This window comes from Streptomyces sp. NPDC046862 (assembly GCF_040704615.1).
Lineage (GTDB): Bacteria > Actinomycetota > Actinomycetes > Streptomycetales > Streptomycetaceae > Streptomyces.
Map to the genome: position 1 here is coordinate 22,615 of NZ_JBEYXP010000030.1, position 14,353 is coordinate 36,967.

Below are 14,353 nucleotides of genomic sequence, written 5' to 3' on the forward strand. Positions count from 1 at the left end.
CTAGGTGGGCGCGATGACCACCAACGCCGTGCCCGCCTCCACCTGGGAACCCGGTCGGGTCAGTACCTCGTGGACCACGCCGTTCACCGGGGAGTGCACCCTGGACTCCATCTTCATGGCCTCAAGGGTCAGCAGGGGCTGACCCGTGGTCACCGTGTCGCCCTCGCCTACGTTCAGCTGCCAGACGGACGCGGCGAACTCGGCCTCCACCAGGTGGCCGCCCTCCGGGACCGTCACCGTGGCCGGGGGAGCTGCCGGGGTGTCGGCCGCCTGTGCCCGGGCGAACTCGCCCGCCGCCTCCCAGGCGTCCCGCTCCGCGGTGAACGCGGCACCCTGCCGGGCGCGGAACTCGGCGATGGAGTCCGCGTGTTCGGCGAGGAACGCCTCGTACTCCGCCAGCGAGAACGTGCCTTCCTCCACGCGCGGCACGAAGCGGCCCGAGACGATGTCGGCGCGGAGTTCCAGGAGTTCGCCGGCGTCGACCGGGTACCACCTGATCCGGTCGAAGAAGCGGAGCAGCCACGGCGAGCCGGGCTCGAAGGCGCCGCGCTGCTGCCAGCCGGACCAGACCTGGGTCGTCCGGCCGACGAACTGGTAACCGCCGGGCCCTTCCATGCCGTAGACGCACAGGTACGCACCCCCGATGCCGACCGAGTTCTCGGCGGTCCACGTCCGCGCCGGGTTGTACTTGGTCGTGACGAGGCGGTGGCGCGGGTCCAGGGGAGTGGCGACCGGGGCACCGAGGTAGACGTCGCCCAGGCCGAGAACGAGGTACTCCGCCTCGAAGACCGTGCGGTACACGTCCTCCACCGACTCCAGGCCGTTGACGCGTCGGATGAACTCGATGTTCCACGGGCACCAGGGTGCGTCGTCGCGTACGCCCGCCATGTAGCGGGCGATCGCCTCGCGGGTGGCCGGGTCGTCCCAGGAAAGGGGGAGGTGCACCGTGCGGGACGGGACGACGAGTTCGTCGGCCGGGGGCAGGGTCGCGGTGATCTCCCGTACCGTCGCGAGGAGTTCGGACTGGGGCAGGACCGAGGGGTCCGTCTGGATCTGGAGCGAGCGGATGCCCGGGGTCAGGTCCGTGACGCCGTCGAGCGCGGCCTCGGCGACCGTCCGCATCAGTGCGTGGACCCGCAGCCGCAGCGCCAGGTCCAGTTGCATCGGCCCGAACTCGACGAGCAGGTTGTCGTCGCCGCTGCGGCGGTAGGTGATGTCGCCGTCGCGGGCCAGGACGCCGCCGTCGACGATCGCGGGCCGGGCGGAGCCGTCCTCGGTGACCGGCAGGAAGCGTACGGTGTCGCCCGGCCGCAGCTGGCCCAGCTTCCAGCGCTCCGTCGTCGCCACGGTCGCCGGGCAGACGAAGCCGCCGAGCGAGGGGCCGTCGGGACCCAGCAGCACCGGCATGTCGCCGGTGTAGTCGACGGCGCCCACCGAGTAGGGCGTGTCGTGGATGTTGGAGGGATGCAGTCCGGCCTCTCCGCCGTCCGTGCGGGCCCAGCGCGGCTTGGGGCCGACCAGACGGACCCCGGTGCGCGCCGAGTTGAAGTGCACCTTCCAGTCGGCCGAGTAGAAGTCGCGGATGTCGTCCTCGGTGAAGAACTCCGGTGCGGCATGGGGGCCTTCGAGGGCGCCCACATGCCAGGACGTGCCGAACTCCGGGCGGTCGCCCACCGGTACGGATGCCATCGGTGCGGGTGCCGATGCCCCTTCGGCGACGGCACCAGCGTGCAGGACGTCCCCGGGGCGCAGGGCCCGCCCACCGTGTCCTCCGAAGCCGCCCAGCGTGAACGTGGCCGCGCTGCCGAGGAACGGCGGTACGTCCAGGCCGCCGCCCGCGAACAGCACGTACGTCCGCAGACCGTGCTCCGTCGGTGCGCCCACCTCCAGCACGGCTCCGGCGGGTATCGTGACCAGCTCCCACTGGGCGACCGGCGAACCGTTCAGGGTCACCGGTGCGGGTGCCCCGGTCACACACACCGTGGTGGCGTGGGTGAACCGCAACGACGGCCCCTTGAGGGTGCATTCGAGTCCGGGCGCTCCCTCGGGATTGCCGAGGGCCCGGTTGCCGAGGCGGAAGGACAGGTCGTCCATCGGGCCGCACGGAGGCACGCCCACCTGCCAGTGGCCGGTGCGGCCCGGCCAGTCCTGCACGGTGGTGAGAGTGCCGCCGGAGACGACCTCGACGCGCGGGGTCGGATCGGTGACCCCGGAGAGGGTGGCCGTGCAGTGGGCGGCGGTGGCGAAGGAGGTGTCGGCGAGGGCCGCCCGTACCAGGCCCAGGTTCGTCTCGACGCCGTCGACGCGGGTCGCCGCCAGCGCCTCGTCCAGCTTCCGCAGGGCGTGGGCGCGGTCATGCCCGTGCGCGACGATCTTCGCGAGCATCGGGTCGTACGACGTCGTCACCTCGGTGCCCGTCTCCACCCAGCTGTCCACGCGGACGCCCGGCGGGAACGCGACCCGCGTGAGCAGGCCCGCGCTCGGGCGGTGGTCGCGGGAGGGGTCCTCGGCGTACAGACGGGCTTCGACGGCGTGGCCACGGGGTGCGCCCGGGGCCCGTACGACCGCGTGGTCGCCCTGCGCGAGGCGCAGCATCCAGGCCACGAGGTCGACGCCGTACACCTCCTCGGTGACCGGATGCTCCACCTGGAGCCGGGCGTTGACCTCCAGGAAGTACGCCTCCTCGCGCACCGCGTCGTACACGAACTCCACCGTCCCGGCGGAGCGGTAGGCGACGCTCGCGCACAGATCGCGGGCGGAGGCGGCGAGTTGGGCGCGCACGTGGTCGGGAAGGCCGGGCGCCGGTGCCTCCTCCAGGACCTTCTGGTGGCGGCGCTGGAGGGAGCAGTCGCGGTCGCCGAAGGTGACGACCAGGCCCTCGCCGTCGCCGAAGACCTGCACTTCCACGTGACGGGCGTGCTCGACGAGGCGCTCGAGGTACACCCCCGCGGACGAGAAGGCCGCTGCCGCGACGTGCTGCACCCGCTCCCAGGCCTCGGTCAGTTCGCCGGCGGATCGACATGCCGACATACCGATGCCGCCCCCGCCGCCGGTCGCCTTCAGCATCACCGGGTAGCCGATGCGCTCGGCCGCGGACAGGGCCTCGTCCAGGTCAGCCAGCAGGTCCGTGCCCGGTGCGAGCGGTACTCCGGCCGCCTCCGCGGCGGCCCTGGCCGTGTGCTTGGCGCCGAAGAGCTCCAGCTGCTCCGCCGTGGGTCCCACGAACACGATGCCGTCGTCCTCGCAGCGCCGGGCGAACGCCGCGTCCTCGGAGAGGAAGCCGTACCCGGGGTGGATCGCGCCCGCGCCGGTGTCCTTGGCGGCCTTCAGAACGAGGTCGACGTCGAGGTAGGACTCCAGGGCGGGCGCCGGGCCGAGGCGTACGGCGTGGTCGGCGAGCCGTACGTGGGGCGCGGAGCGGTCGGCGTCGGAGTACACGGCGACCGTGCGCAGGCCCATCTCGCGTGCCGTGCGGATGACGCGGATCGCGATCTCGCCCCGGTTGGCGACGAGCAGTGTGTCGAAGCTCATGGCGCGGCCGCCCCGGTGACGGTCATCTGCACCGCCGTCGGGTCGAAGCCGTTGCAGGGGTTGTTGATCTGGGGACAGTTGGAGACCAGGACGAGCACGTCGCGCTCGGCGCGCAGGGTCAGGGCGAGGCCGGGGGAGGAGATGCCGTCGACGATGCCGAGGGTGCCGTCCTGCTCGACGGGCACGTTCATGTACCAGTTGATGTTGGAGACGAGGTCGCGCTTGCCGAGGCCGTACCGGGCGCCCTCCGCGAGGAAGTTGTCCACGCAGGCGTGCTGGGACCAGGTGTGGTGGCCGTAGCGGAGCGTGTTGGACTCCTTGGAGCAGGCGCCGCCGACCGTGTCGTGCCGGCCGACGTCGTCGGCGACCACGGTCATCAGCGCGGTGTGCTCGTTGGACAGCAGCACGCTGCCCGTCGTCAGGAAGATGGTGCCCTGCGCGTGGATCGTGTCGGGGGCGCTGTAGCGGAGGGACGTGTCGTGGGCGTCGTACACGAGGAAGTCGACGGCCTGGTTGCCGTGCAGATCGGTGATGGTGAGGGTCTCGCCCTCGCGTATCACGGACGACCACGGCGCCCTGGCCGGAACGACGGTCTTCATGCGAGCCCCTTCGCGGCGAGGAATTCGGCGGTGTTCAGGAAGGCGCGGCGGCCCTCGGGGGTGGCGTCCCACAGCGGGTCGCCGGGTGCGGTGGGCGCCGAGCGCCAGGCGAGCACTTCCAGAGGGGTACTCACGTACTCCGCGCGCGGGTCGGCGGGGTGGGGCACGTTCGCGAGCAGGACGGTCACGTCCTGCTCGGTGCGCAGGGTCACGCTGCCGCCGGGTCCGGCGGAACCGGTGAAGTGGAGGCTGCCGTCGTCACGGACCTCCACGCCCTGGAAGAACGACAGCGAGGGCGGCAGGTCGCGGGGTGCGAGCCCGTTCTTGGCGGCGGCCAGCTTGAACAGCTCGCGACCGGCGGGGGAGGCGGACTGCGGTGTGCCGTCCCCGTACCGCTCGGTGTTCCGTACGAGGGTGGAGGTGCCGCACAGCGCGTCGTGCCGCCCGGAGGTGTCGGCGGTCACGGAGGCGAGGACGCGGCCCTGGTCGGACAGGAGCAGCCGCCCCTCGCCGAGGTAGGCGTTCCACTGCACCTTCACGGTGTCGGCCACGTTCAGGCGTTCCCAGGGGCGGTCTGCGGCGTGGAGAAGCAGGTGCGCGCAGGCGTCGCCGCGCGGGTCGGTCAGGCGCAGCTCGGTGCCGCGGGCCAGCACCTTGTGCGTGTAGTTGCCGCCCGCCACGGTCTCTGCCCACACCAGGTGCCCCGCCTCGCAGGGCGGCTGCGGCCAGTCGCTCGCCGGCACGACGGGCATCGCCTCGGCCCGTGTGCCCTCCTGTGCCCGGGCATGGGCCCGTGCTCCGTACGTGGTCTCCGTCGCCATCGCGGAACCTCCGGCTGCTCCGGTGATTTCTGTCGCTCGACAGAAATTAGAGTCGGGTCGGGTCGGGGTCGTGTACCGGAGGTTAGTGGGTGGTTACCGAAAGCTCACGGCTGGTTTCGGGCGGGGGCCGGCAGTGTCGCAGGGTGCGTCCCGTGCTGTTAAGGGGCGCGGGGCTGCGTTCATGTGCGGCTCCGCCGCGTGGGCGCGACAAGTCACAGCGAACCCGCGGTCGGCCACCGACAGCAACCCGGCAGACGAGACCGACCAGCCGAACCCCCGGAGGGCCGTGCGAGGATCGAACCCATGGGAAGCACGGGTGGACGCCGCGTCGGGAGGCCGCGGGCCGAGCGGCGGCCGGAGACCGGTCTGTCGCCGCGCGACGAACTGCTCGCGGCCGCCGCGGAGTTGTTCACGACGCGCGGCTATGGCGCCACCACCACCCGGGCCGTCGCCGAGCGGGCCGGAATGCGGCAGGCGTCCATGTACCACTACGTCTCCGGCAAGGAGGAACTCCTCGCCGGGCTCGTGGAGTCCACGGTCACGCCCTCGCTGGCGCTGGCCCGCGAACTGCTCGCCCGGGACGCCGCTCCGGCCGAGGACCGGCTGTGGGAGCTGTGCCGTTCCGATGTGGAGTTGCTCTGCGGCGGTCCTCACAACCTCGGCGGCCTCTACCTGCTGCCCGAGGTGCGCGCCGAACGCTTCGCCGGCTTCCACGCCATACGTGCCGAACTCAAGGACGCCTACCGTCAGTTGATCGCCGTGACGCGCACGGGCGGCGGGCTCTCCAAGAGTGAGCTGGACCTGCGGACGGACCTCGTGTTCGGGCTGATCGAGGGTGTCATCCTCGTTCACCGGTCGGACCCGGACCGTCGGGTCGCGGTGTTCGCCGAGGCCACGGCGGACGCGGCCCTGCGGATCGTCGGAGTCTGAAGCCGGGTCTGAAGCCGGGGCTGAAACCGGGGTTGAAACCGGGGTGTCAACAGCCGGGTCCCGTTCGCTCATTCGTGATTACCAGACGTGTTCGATAACTAGCTGAGCGTATAAATGGAGCCGAGCGTACCCCCGTCCTCGTGCCCATTTCAGGTGCTTGCGGAATATGACATAGCGATGACCCGGTCGGACTAAGCTCGCCCGCGGCGCACCGAGTTGAGGTGTAATCGTGCGCTTGTTCCCAAAAATTACCGAAGATCCAGTTTGAACTCCCTCAAACCACAGCAACTTCCCCGAACCCCAGTCGATTCGTCTCAGAGGGCATACATGGTGAGTGTTCAATCGCCTCCCAGTGGCCGTGAACTTCCCTACGCGCGCGTGCTGTTGCCGCCCGCCATACTCTTGGCCGCGGCGACCGGGGCCGTCGCCGCCCTGGTGACGGGGCCCGCCCGGAACGCCGTCGGCTGGTGCGGAGCCATCACGACCGTCCTGGTCGTCGCGGTCGCGTCCCAGGTCGTGCGCCGCGGCAGGCAACTCCGGTCCCTGCGCGCCGAGTACGGGCAGCGGACCGCCTACCTGGAACACCGCGTCGCATCCCACGACCAGGAGTTCCAGCGCCTCGGCAGGGAGATCCTGCCCGCGATGCTGGAGCGGCTGAGCGGTGGCGATTCCCCCTCAGAGGTGATTCGCCTGGGCATCGCGGAGAACCCCGTCTACAGCAACCTGCCCGAGTCGCAGCGTTCGCTGATCCACATGGTCCTCGACATCGTCGACCGCGAGGACGTCCGGCGCGACTCCTCGCAGCGGGCCTTCGTCAACATCGCACGACGCGTCCAGGCGATCGTGCACCAGCAGAACGTGGAACTCCGGGAGATGGAGGAGGACCACGGGCGCAACCCCGAGGTCTTCGACGACCTGCTGCGCATCGACCACGGCACAGCGCTGATCGGCCGGCTCGCCGACTCCATCGCCGTCCTCGGCGGAGGCGGCCCCGGCCGCCAGTGGCCCGAGCCCGTGCCGCTGTACAGCGTGCTGCGCGGAGCGATGTCCCGCATCCTTGAGTACCGCCGCATCGAGCTGCACTCCATCGCCAAGGTCAACGTCGCCGGGGTGTCCGTCGAGCCGCTCATCCACGCCGCGGCCGAACTCCTCGACAACGCCACCCGCTACTCGCCCCCGCAGACCAAGGTGCACGTGACCGCCGTCGAGGTGCAGACCGGCGTCGCCATCGAGATCGAGGACGCCGGCGTCAGCCTCAGCGAGGAGTCCCGCGCCAAGGCGGAGAACATGCTCGCCATGGCCCAGGCGGGCGCGGACTTCCAGGAGCTCGGCGACACCCCGCGCCTCGGCCTCGCCGTGGTCGGCCGCCTCTCGACGATGTTCAACATGCAGGTCTCGCTGCGGCAGTCAGCGTACGGCGGTGTCCGCGCCGTCCTCGTCGTACCGCGCAACATGCTCACCGACGAGCCCGCCACCAGCTTCGCCCACGGCATCGGCGCCGCCGCTACGCCGGCACTGTCCAACGGCGGCGTCGCCGGCCCCGAGCGCACGCAGAAGAGGCGCCGTCCGACCACCGGCCCGCGCGTCCCGTCCTCGGCCGAGGCGCTGACGGGCATGGACGACGACGCGCCCGTCGTCACCGAGTGGACCGCCAACGGTCTGCCGCAGCGCCGCAGCCGGGTGACGACCCCGCTCAGCCAGCGGATGGCCGAGGCGGCCGCCGCGGAGGCCGCCGCCGAGGCGGCGCGGACCGCCACGCCCGTCTGGGAGCCAGAGCCGGAGAAGATCGAGCCGCCCGGGGCATGGATCGAGGAGTTCTGGGCCGGCCTCAAGGGCGACCCGGACCCGAACGCCTTCACCAGGAACCCGGACGACCCGACGACGTTCACCGCCGACAACGAGCCGGCCCCCAGGAAGGCCGACGACGAGAAGGACCTCAAGTGACCACAATGCGAGCCAACTTCGACTGGATGCTCAAGGACCTCGCCGACGGAGTACCGGGCGTTCAGCAGGTCGTGGTGCTCTCCGCCGACGGACTGCGCATCGCCCGGTACGGCGGTGACCCGGACGCCGCCGACCGTGTCGCCGCGGCCTGCGCGGGCCTGCAGAGCCTGGCCGGTGCCGTCGCCGCCGAGATCGCCACCGGTGACGGCCGGATGCGTGTGGTCATCATCGAGATCCAGGGCGGCTACTTCTACATGATGGAGGCGGGCCCCAACGCCTACCTCGCGGTCCTCGCCAACGCGGTCGCGGAACCCGGCATGATGAGCAACCGCATGCGCGACCTCGTCGCCCGCATCGGCTCCCATCTGACGAGTCCGCCCCGGCGCAACGGGCAGACCGTATGACGCCTCCACAGCGCCAGCGGCGGCATCCCAAGGAGCAGCCCCCGCCCCCACCGACGGGTGACGACGCACGGGACGGCCCCCCGCCGAAGAACCCCGAGCGGCTGTACATCATCACGGGCGCGGCCGTCGAGGACGGCGAGCGGGCCCCGATCGACCTCGTGACGTTGATCGTGGCGAGCGCCGACCTGCCGCCTTCCGCCACGCCGGAGCAGACGGCGCTGCTCCGGCTCTGCCAGGCACCCCTGTCCGTGGCCGAGATCTCGGCCTACCTCAACCTGCCGTTCAGCGTGGTGACCGTCCTGCTCACCGAGCTGCTGGCGGCCGAACTGGTACAGGCGCGCGCCCCGATCGTCCGGCAGGCGCGAGCCGACCGTTCCCTCCTCGAAGCGGTGATGCATGGACTTCAAAAGCTCTGACCCCGTCACGGGTCCTCGAACCGAGGACCACCTGCCGCACACGGCAGAGGCCGGGGTGAAGATCGTGATCGTGGGCGGCTTCGGAGTCGGCAAGACCACCATGGTCGGTTCCGTCAGTGAGATCAGGCCGCTGACGACCGAGGAGACCATGACGCAGGCCGGCATCGGAGTCGACGACAACTACGGCTCCGAGTCCAAGACGGCCACCACCGTCGCCATGGACTTCGGCCGCATCAGCATCACGGACCAGCTCGTGCTCTACCTCTTCGGCACCCCCGGCCAGGAGCGCTTCTGGTTCCTGTGGAACGGCCTGTTCGAGGGCGCCCTCGGCGCGGTCGTCCTGCTCGACACCCGCCGCCTGGAGGTCAGCTTCGACGTCATCGGGCGCCTGGAGGAGCGGGGCGTGCCGTTCGTGGTCGCCGTCAACACCTTCCCGGACGCGCCCCGCTACCCCGTCGAGGAACTCCGCGCGGCACTCGACCTGCCGAAGGAGATCCCCATCGTGGAGTGCGATGTACGGCGCAGGGCTTCCAGCCGGGATGTCCTGATGACACTGCTGCGGTTTCTGCATGCGTTGGCGAGGGCCAAGGCGCCGGCGTGAGCGACGAGCCTGCAAGGCCGTTCGGACACTCCATGCCGCCGAGCCGTACGGGTCTCCTGAGCCGCGTACGTTCTGTGCCGGAGCGCCGCACATGTCCCGAGTGCGCCCCGTGACGACGCTCGTCTCCGTCCCGCGCACGACCTCCCCCACGTTCTCGGCTTCGCTCGAACCGCTCGAACCCGGGGGACCCCAACACCCCCTGTACACCTGATCCAATTCAGCTTCGGAGCGATCACCGTGACGCCTGAATCCCTCTCCCCGACCGATACGGACGACCCTATGGCCGCCCCGCCACCCGGCTGCCCCGCGCACGGCATCGGCCCCGGCGGCCTGCGCCGTCTCTACGGCCCCGAAGCGGAGGACCTGGGAGCCGTGTACGAGGAACTCCGTGCCGAGCACGGGGCCGTGGCTCCCGCGCTGCTGCACGAGGACGTGCCGATCTGGGTGGTGCTCGGCCACAGCGAGAACATGCACATGCTGCGCACCCCCTCGCAGTACAGCCGTGACACGCGGTTGTGGGTCCCCTTGCAGGACGGCACGGTCAAGCCGGATCACCCGCTCATGCCGCACTTGGCATGGCAGCCCCTCGCCTGCCATGCCGAGGGCGACGAGCACCTGCGACTGCGCGGCGCGGTCACCGGCGCCATGTCGACCATCGACCACCGGGGCGTCCGCCGCCACATCAACCGCGCGACCCAGCACCTCGTCAACAAGTTCTGCGAGGAGGGCAGGGCCGACCTGGTCGCCCAGTTCGCCGAGCGCCTGCCGATGATGGTGATGTGCCAGATCCTCGGTATGCCCGACGAGTACAACGACCGCATCGTGGAGGCCGCCCGCGACCTGCCCAAGGGCACCGAGACCGCCATCGCCAGCAACGCGTACATCATGGACGTCCTGACGCGGCACACGGTCCGCCGCCGGGCCGAACCCAAGGACGACTTCACCAGCCACCTCATCAACCACCCCGCGCGGCTCACCGACGAGGAGGTCGCCCAGCACCTGCGCCTCGTCCTGATCGTCGCGTACGAGAGCACCGCCAACCTCCTCGCCAACGTCCTGCGCGTGGTGCTCACCGACCCGCGGTTCCGTGCCCAGCTCAACGGCGGCCAGATGACGGTGCCCCAGGCGGTCGAGCAGTCCATGTGGGACGAGCCGCCCTTCAGCACCGTCCTCGCCTACATCGCCAAGCAGGAGACCGAGCTGGGCGGCCGGCGCATCCGCAAGGGTGACGGCCTCCTCATGGGTATCGCGCCGGGCAACGTCGACCCACGCGTGCGTCCCGACACCAAGGCCAACATGCAGGGCAACCGCTCTCACCTTGCCTTCAGCGGCGGACCCCACGAGTGCCCGGGCCAGGACATCGGCCGAGCCATCGCGGACGTCGGCGTCGACGCGCTGCTGACCCGCCTTCCCGACGCCGAGCTCGCCTGCGAGGAGCACGAGCTGAGCTGGCGGTCGTCGATCTCGAACCGGCACCTGGTGGCACTGCCGGTGAAGTTCGCGCCCAAGCCCCAGCAGGACGTCATGGCACGTCCCGGGCACCCGGTGCCGTCACAGCGTCCCAGCACCTGGCCATCCGGCACGCCGCGTGCACAGACGACGGCTCCGGAGCCTGCCGCTCCGGCCGCCGCCTCAACGCCTGCGCCTCTGCCGACGCCCGAGCCGACCCGCCGGCCAGGCGTGTTCCGACGCCTCTTGCGCTGGTGGCGCGGCTACTGAGCCGACGGGGCAGCGGGGCCGGCTACCCGGCCCACTTCTCGAACGACCCCCAGGCCTGCAGCACGCGCGGGCTGACGAACCGGTGCTCGCACCCCGTGACCGGATCGGTGAACTCCAGTACCCGCGCCATGAGTTGCAGCGGGCGCCGGAAGTCACCGGCCGCCACGGGGCCGGTCACCACTGGATAGAGGGGATCGCCGAGGATCGGCACTCCCAAGGCGCTCATGTGCAACCTCAGCTGGTGTGTCTGCCCGGTACGCGGTACCAGCCGGTACCGGGCGACCCCGTTCCGGTGCTCCAGCAGCTCGATCCGGCTGACGGCGTTGGGCTCGCCCTCGACCTCACGGGCCGCCATGACTCCGCGCTCCTTGACGATGCGGCTGCGCACGGTGCGTGGCAGGTCCAGTGAGGGATCGTACGGCGCCACCGCCTCGTACTCCTTCGCCACCCGCCTGTCGCGGAACAGCGACTGGTACGCGCCGCGCTCCTCGGGGCGCACGGTGAACAGCACCAGCCCGGCCGTCAGCCGGTCCAGACGATGGGCCGCGCTCAGCGTCGGGATTCCCAGCTGCCGCCGCAGCCGCGCCAGGGCCGTCTCGGCGACATGGCTGCCGCGCGGGGTGGTGGCCAGGAAGTGCGGCTTGTCGGCCACTACCACGTGCTCGTCCCGGTGCACGACGTCGACCGCGAACGGCACCGGCTCCTCGTCGGGCAGCTCCCGGTGGAACCACACGAACATCCCCGGCACGTAGGTCATGTCCCTCGGCACCGGACGTCCCTCGGCGTCCACGATCCGTCCCGCGTCGAGCATCCCGTCGATCACCCCGGCCCCGGCCGCGAGGCGTGCCACGAGGTGGTCACGCACGGTCGCCCACGTGTCCCCGGCCGGCAACCGCACGCGCACCGGATCCACCCCGTCGCGCTGCGGCAGGGGAGAGGGCGGGGGCGGAGTACGGCGTCTCATCACGATCAAGCGTACGAGGCGGCACCGACAGCGAGGGCAGGGCGAGCGCCGAAAAGCGTTGTGCTGTCTCCGCGTCCCGAGGGCAGGATGCCGGGCATGCCTTACCTCAACTGCGCGGTCCTCACCGTCGGCACCCTCGCCCAGCGCCACCAGCCGACGATCCCCACGCCCGACGGCCTGCTCCTGCGCCCTTGGAGGGCAGAGGACGTCCCGGCCGTCTACGAGGCCTTTCAGGATCCGGTCATGCATCAGTGGCACATCCGCGCGGCCGACTCCGAGGACGAGGTGCGCGGCTGGATCGACGAGTGGCGCCAGGAGTGGGAGAAGGAGGACAAGGCGCAGTGGGCCGTCGTCGACGCGGACTCCGACCAGCTCCTGGGACGCGTGGCCCTGCGGAGCATCCTGCTTGACGAGGGCACCGCCGAGGTCGCGTACTGGACGGTCGCGGCGGCCCGCGGACAGGGCGTCGCCGCCCGCGCGACGACGGCCCTCAGCCGCTGGGCGCTGGAGGAGATCGGCTTCCACCGCCTCGAACTCATGCACGCCGTCCGAAACGTGGCGTCCTGCCGTGTCGCCGCCAAGGCCGGGTTCGCCCTGGAAGGCACCAAACGCAGCGCCCTCCTCCACCAGGACGGCTGGCACGACATGCACATGCACGCGCGCGTGCAGGGCGACTGACCCTCCACGCGCGCGTGCACGGCGGATCGGTCCTGTGCTCGTGTGCGGGGCGGCCTGGCCTGCACGGAGGGCGGGGTGCATGCCGAACGGGCCGCCCGTGCGGCGGCGGCCGCCGACCTGCGTCGCCTGCCGGGAGGTCCTTGGGCGGTGAGGACAGGTCGTTGGTCCTGGCTCTGTTCGCGGCCGCTGCCCCAAGTCCCTACTGCGCCGGGAGAAGAGGCGAGCTCGGCACGCTGTGACTCCAGGGTGGCTGATGTGCGGCGGGGAGGGCCGGGAGCGGGCGGTTACGCGAGGATGTCGTCGTTGTAGGCCGGGCCGCCGATGTGGCGGTAGCGCCCGGTGTGCTCGCCCCAGTAGTAGTTGCCGGCGATCCACGATCGGCAGCCTTCGATGCTGGTCTCAACGGCCTGCAGCTCTGTTGTGCTCAGGTGCATGTCCTGGCAGATGTCCAGGAGTTCGGTGGCCCGGCGGACGAAGCCGGCTATGGCCTGCTCGGTCATGATGGCCGCACGCTGCCGTGCTTCGGGCAGGCTGCAGCCGTACCGGTGCTGAAGGGTGAGCACCAGGTTGTTCTGTGCTTCATGCCGGGCCTTTTCGCGGAGTTCGGACTGGATGTCGTTGGTGAAAGCCACGGCGTCCACCGTGTCATTCCTCATGGCCTGGAATGCCGGCAGAGCCGCTACATGAGCGGGCACTTCGAATCCTGCGGTCCATTCGGACTGGTCCAGGCACCAGTGGATTCCCACGGTGAGCCGCCGCAGTGGGATGTAATCCTCAACGGTGAGCCATTGGTCGACAAAAGCAGTCTCTCGCAGGTAGGCGAGAAGCCAGCGGGCGCAGTTCGCCGCGAAACGGTCGCACCAGGCAGGAGACATACGGTACTGCTTTTCTCTCCAGATGTCCTGGTACGCCCGGGTCGCTGGCGTTGACAGGCCCAAAGGCGCCTCGTGCTGTCGAAACATGATGGCGACCATCTCGTGCGCCACACCGTGCAGGAGCTTGTCCCTCCCCTGTTCCTCGGGGTCGAACTGGTCGTCTATGAGGAAAGCGAGTGAGTGGAACTTCGCCGCGTTGATCAGTCCTTCTTCGGTCGCGTCGGGAAATGTGACGGCCATCATCAAAGGCACGTCCCAGGACCTCCACTCGGCGACGGCTTCAGAAGACCGCAAGATCTCGTGTTTCTGCAGCCAGGACAGGGCCGCTTCCCGGGCGACCTCCCTGTACGGACTTATTCGCACCGGAAAAGGAATACTCAGATCGACGCCTGAAGGCGCGTTTTTGCTGTAACGTTCACGCGTATGGCTGGATCCGTGAGCAGGGCTGGGAAAAGGGTTCATGCCGGACGGGCCTCCGTTTCTTGCTGCAGCGCAATGTGAATCCCTTGCTGGTAATCAATTTCGCCGCGAACGATGCGATCAGCTCGCGTTCGGTCAGCACCTGGAACAACAGCCCAGCGGGCGCATATGGCGGCCAGGGGTACACGCACCAACTGATGTGTGTGCCCGGCCAGGGTGACGGCCCCGGTCAACTGGACAGGAGCGGAGCCTTTCACGATGCCCTCCGGGTGGCGGAGTCGACCAAGTCCGTGAACTACGCGCTGTCCTCTAGACGCTGCGACTTTGGCGGGGCTGACTCGTGGACGAAAGGGGCCTGTGGCCGCGGCCGACGTGTGGTCATCACCGACACGACAGTGCGTAAGGCGGCCAGGTCGTGGATCCCGTCCACCTTCCAGTGCCCCTCTGGGTT

Annotated in this window: 12 protein-coding genes; 7 read left to right on the forward strand and 5 right to left on the reverse strand. The window is 70.3% G+C overall.

All coding sequences use genetic code 11. The features are described 5' to 3' along the window. Genes AB0959_RS29690 through AB0959_RS29700 form a run of 3 tightly spaced genes read right to left on the reverse strand, consistent with a single transcriptional unit; the run spans position 1 to position 4,951 of the window. The gene (locus AB0959_RS29690; protein ID WP_366829692.1) at positions 1 to 3,531 is read right to left on the reverse strand and encodes a 5-oxoprolinase/urea amidolyase family protein; all 3,531 of its coding nucleotides are present in this window, start codon (positions 3,529 to 3,531) and stop codon (positions 1 to 3) included. After that, the gene (locus tag AB0959_RS29695) at positions 3,528 to 4,130 is read right to left on the reverse strand and encodes an urea amidolyase associated protein UAAP2 (RefSeq protein ID WP_366829693.1); all 603 of its coding nucleotides are present in this window, start codon (positions 4,128 to 4,130) and stop codon (positions 3,528 to 3,530) included. Before AB0959_RS29695 ends, AB0959_RS29690 begins: the two co-directional genes overlap by 4 nt. Beyond that, positions 4,127 to 4,951: an urea amidolyase associated protein UAAP1 gene (locus tag AB0959_RS29700; RefSeq protein WP_366829694.1), complete on the reverse strand. Its 825-nt coding sequence runs from the start codon at positions 4,949 to 4,951 to the stop codon at positions 4,127 to 4,129. Before AB0959_RS29700 ends, AB0959_RS29695 begins: the two co-directional genes overlap by 4 nt. A 303-nt stretch (positions 4,952 to 5,254) precedes the next feature. Here AB0959_RS29700 and AB0959_RS29705 point away from each other — a divergent pair, with 303 nt between their 5' ends. The 6 genes from AB0959_RS29705 to AB0959_RS29730 all read left to right on the forward strand — a co-directional run bounded on the left by AB0959_RS29705 (position 5,255) and on the right by AB0959_RS29730 (position 10,965). Then, complete coding sequence (locus AB0959_RS29705; RefSeq protein WP_366829695.1) at positions 5,255 to 5,881, forward strand: TetR/AcrR family transcriptional regulator; 627 nt, start codon at positions 5,255 to 5,257, stop codon at positions 5,879 to 5,881. 327 nt (positions 5,882 to 6,208) lie between these two features. Beyond that, positions 6,209 to 7,825, forward strand: a complete 1,617-nt coding sequence (locus AB0959_RS29710; protein WP_366829696.1) for an ATP-binding protein — start codon at positions 6,209 to 6,211, stop codon at positions 7,823 to 7,825. Continuing rightward, positions 7,822 to 8,229, forward strand: a complete 408-nt coding sequence (locus tag AB0959_RS29715; protein ID WP_366829697.1) for a roadblock/LC7 domain-containing protein — start codon at positions 7,822 to 7,824, stop codon at positions 8,227 to 8,229. Before AB0959_RS29710 ends, AB0959_RS29715 begins: the two co-directional genes overlap by 4 nt. Then, positions 8,226 to 8,645: a DUF742 domain-containing protein gene (locus tag AB0959_RS29720; protein WP_366829698.1), complete on the forward strand. Its 420-nt coding sequence runs from the start codon at positions 8,226 to 8,228 to the stop codon at positions 8,643 to 8,645. Before AB0959_RS29715 ends, AB0959_RS29720 begins: the two co-directional genes overlap by 4 nt. After that, on the forward strand, positions 8,626 to 9,246 hold the full coding sequence (locus tag AB0959_RS29725; RefSeq protein ID WP_366829699.1) for an ATP/GTP-binding protein: 621 nt from the start codon (positions 8,626 to 8,628) through the stop codon (positions 9,244 to 9,246). Before AB0959_RS29720 ends, AB0959_RS29725 begins: the two co-directional genes overlap by 20 nt. A 279-nt stretch (positions 9,247 to 9,525) precedes the next feature. Continuing rightward, positions 9,526 to 10,965: a cytochrome P450 gene (locus AB0959_RS29730; protein WP_366829700.1), complete on the forward strand. Its 1,440-nt coding sequence runs from the start codon at positions 9,526 to 9,528 to the stop codon at positions 10,963 to 10,965. 22 nt (positions 10,966 to 10,987) lie between these two features. On the opposite strand, the gene AB0959_RS29735 is transcribed toward AB0959_RS29730, so the two are convergent. After that, positions 10,988 to 11,929 carry an RluA family pseudouridine synthase gene (locus AB0959_RS29735; RefSeq protein WP_366829701.1) on the reverse strand — a complete coding sequence of 314 codons (942 nt, stop codon included), beginning with the start codon at positions 11,927 to 11,929 and terminating at the stop codon, positions 10,988 to 10,990. Between the two features lie 96 nt (positions 11,930 to 12,025). Between AB0959_RS29735 and AB0959_RS29740 the strand changes: the two genes are divergently transcribed. Then, positions 12,026 to 12,607 (forward strand): GNAT family N-acetyltransferase, encoded by a 582-nt coding sequence (locus AB0959_RS29740; protein WP_366829703.1) that lies wholly within the window; start codon positions 12,026 to 12,028, stop codon positions 12,605 to 12,607. 284 nt (positions 12,608 to 12,891) lie between these two features. Here the strand turns inward: AB0959_RS29740 and AB0959_RS29745 are convergent, their stop codons facing one another. Beyond that, positions 12,892 to 13,944: a hypothetical protein gene (locus AB0959_RS29745; protein WP_366829704.1), complete on the reverse strand. Its 1,053-nt coding sequence runs from the start codon at positions 13,942 to 13,944 to the stop codon at positions 12,892 to 12,894. Positions 13,945 to 14,353 lie beyond the last annotated feature (409 nt).

What these genes read in the sequence shown, in the direction of transcription:
- AB0959_RS29690 (WP_366829692.1), bottom strand. Translation starts at nt 3,531, where the DNA reads ATGAGCTTCGACACACTGCTCGTCGCCAACCGGGGCGAGATCGCGATC.
- AB0959_RS29740 (WP_366829703.1), top strand. Translation starts at nt 12,026, where the DNA reads ATGCCTTACCTCAACTGCGCGGTCCTCACCGTCGGCACCCTCGCCCAG.
- AB0959_RS29725 (WP_366829699.1), top strand. Translation starts at nt 8,626, where the DNA reads ATGGACTTCAAAAGCTCTGACCCCGTCACGGGTCCTCGAACCGAGGAC.
- AB0959_RS29695 (WP_366829693.1), bottom strand. Translation starts at nt 4,130, where the DNA reads ATGAAGACCGTCGTTCCGGCCAGGGCGCCGTGGTCGTCCGTGATACGC.
- AB0959_RS29735 (WP_366829701.1), bottom strand. Translation starts at nt 11,929, where the DNA reads ATGAGACGCCGTACTCCGCCCCCGCCCTCTCCCCTGCCGCAGCGCGAC.
- AB0959_RS29745 (WP_366829704.1), bottom strand. Translation starts at nt 13,944, where the DNA reads ATGAACCCTTTTCCCAGCCCTGCTCACGGATCCAGCCATACGCGTGAA.
- AB0959_RS29710 (WP_366829696.1), top strand. Translation starts at nt 6,209, where the DNA reads ATGGTGAGTGTTCAATCGCCTCCCAGTGGCCGTGAACTTCCCTACGCG.
- AB0959_RS29720 (WP_366829698.1), top strand. Translation starts at nt 8,226, where the DNA reads ATGACGCCTCCACAGCGCCAGCGGCGGCATCCCAAGGAGCAGCCCCCG.
- AB0959_RS29700 (WP_366829694.1), bottom strand. Translation starts at nt 4,951, where the DNA reads ATGGCGACGGAGACCACGTACGGAGCACGGGCCCATGCCCGGGCACAG.
- AB0959_RS29730 (WP_366829700.1), top strand. Translation starts at nt 9,526, where the DNA reads ATGGCCGCCCCGCCACCCGGCTGCCCCGCGCACGGCATCGGCCCCGGC.
- AB0959_RS29705 (WP_366829695.1), top strand. Translation starts at nt 5,255, where the DNA reads ATGGGAAGCACGGGTGGACGCCGCGTCGGGAGGCCGCGGGCCGAGCGG.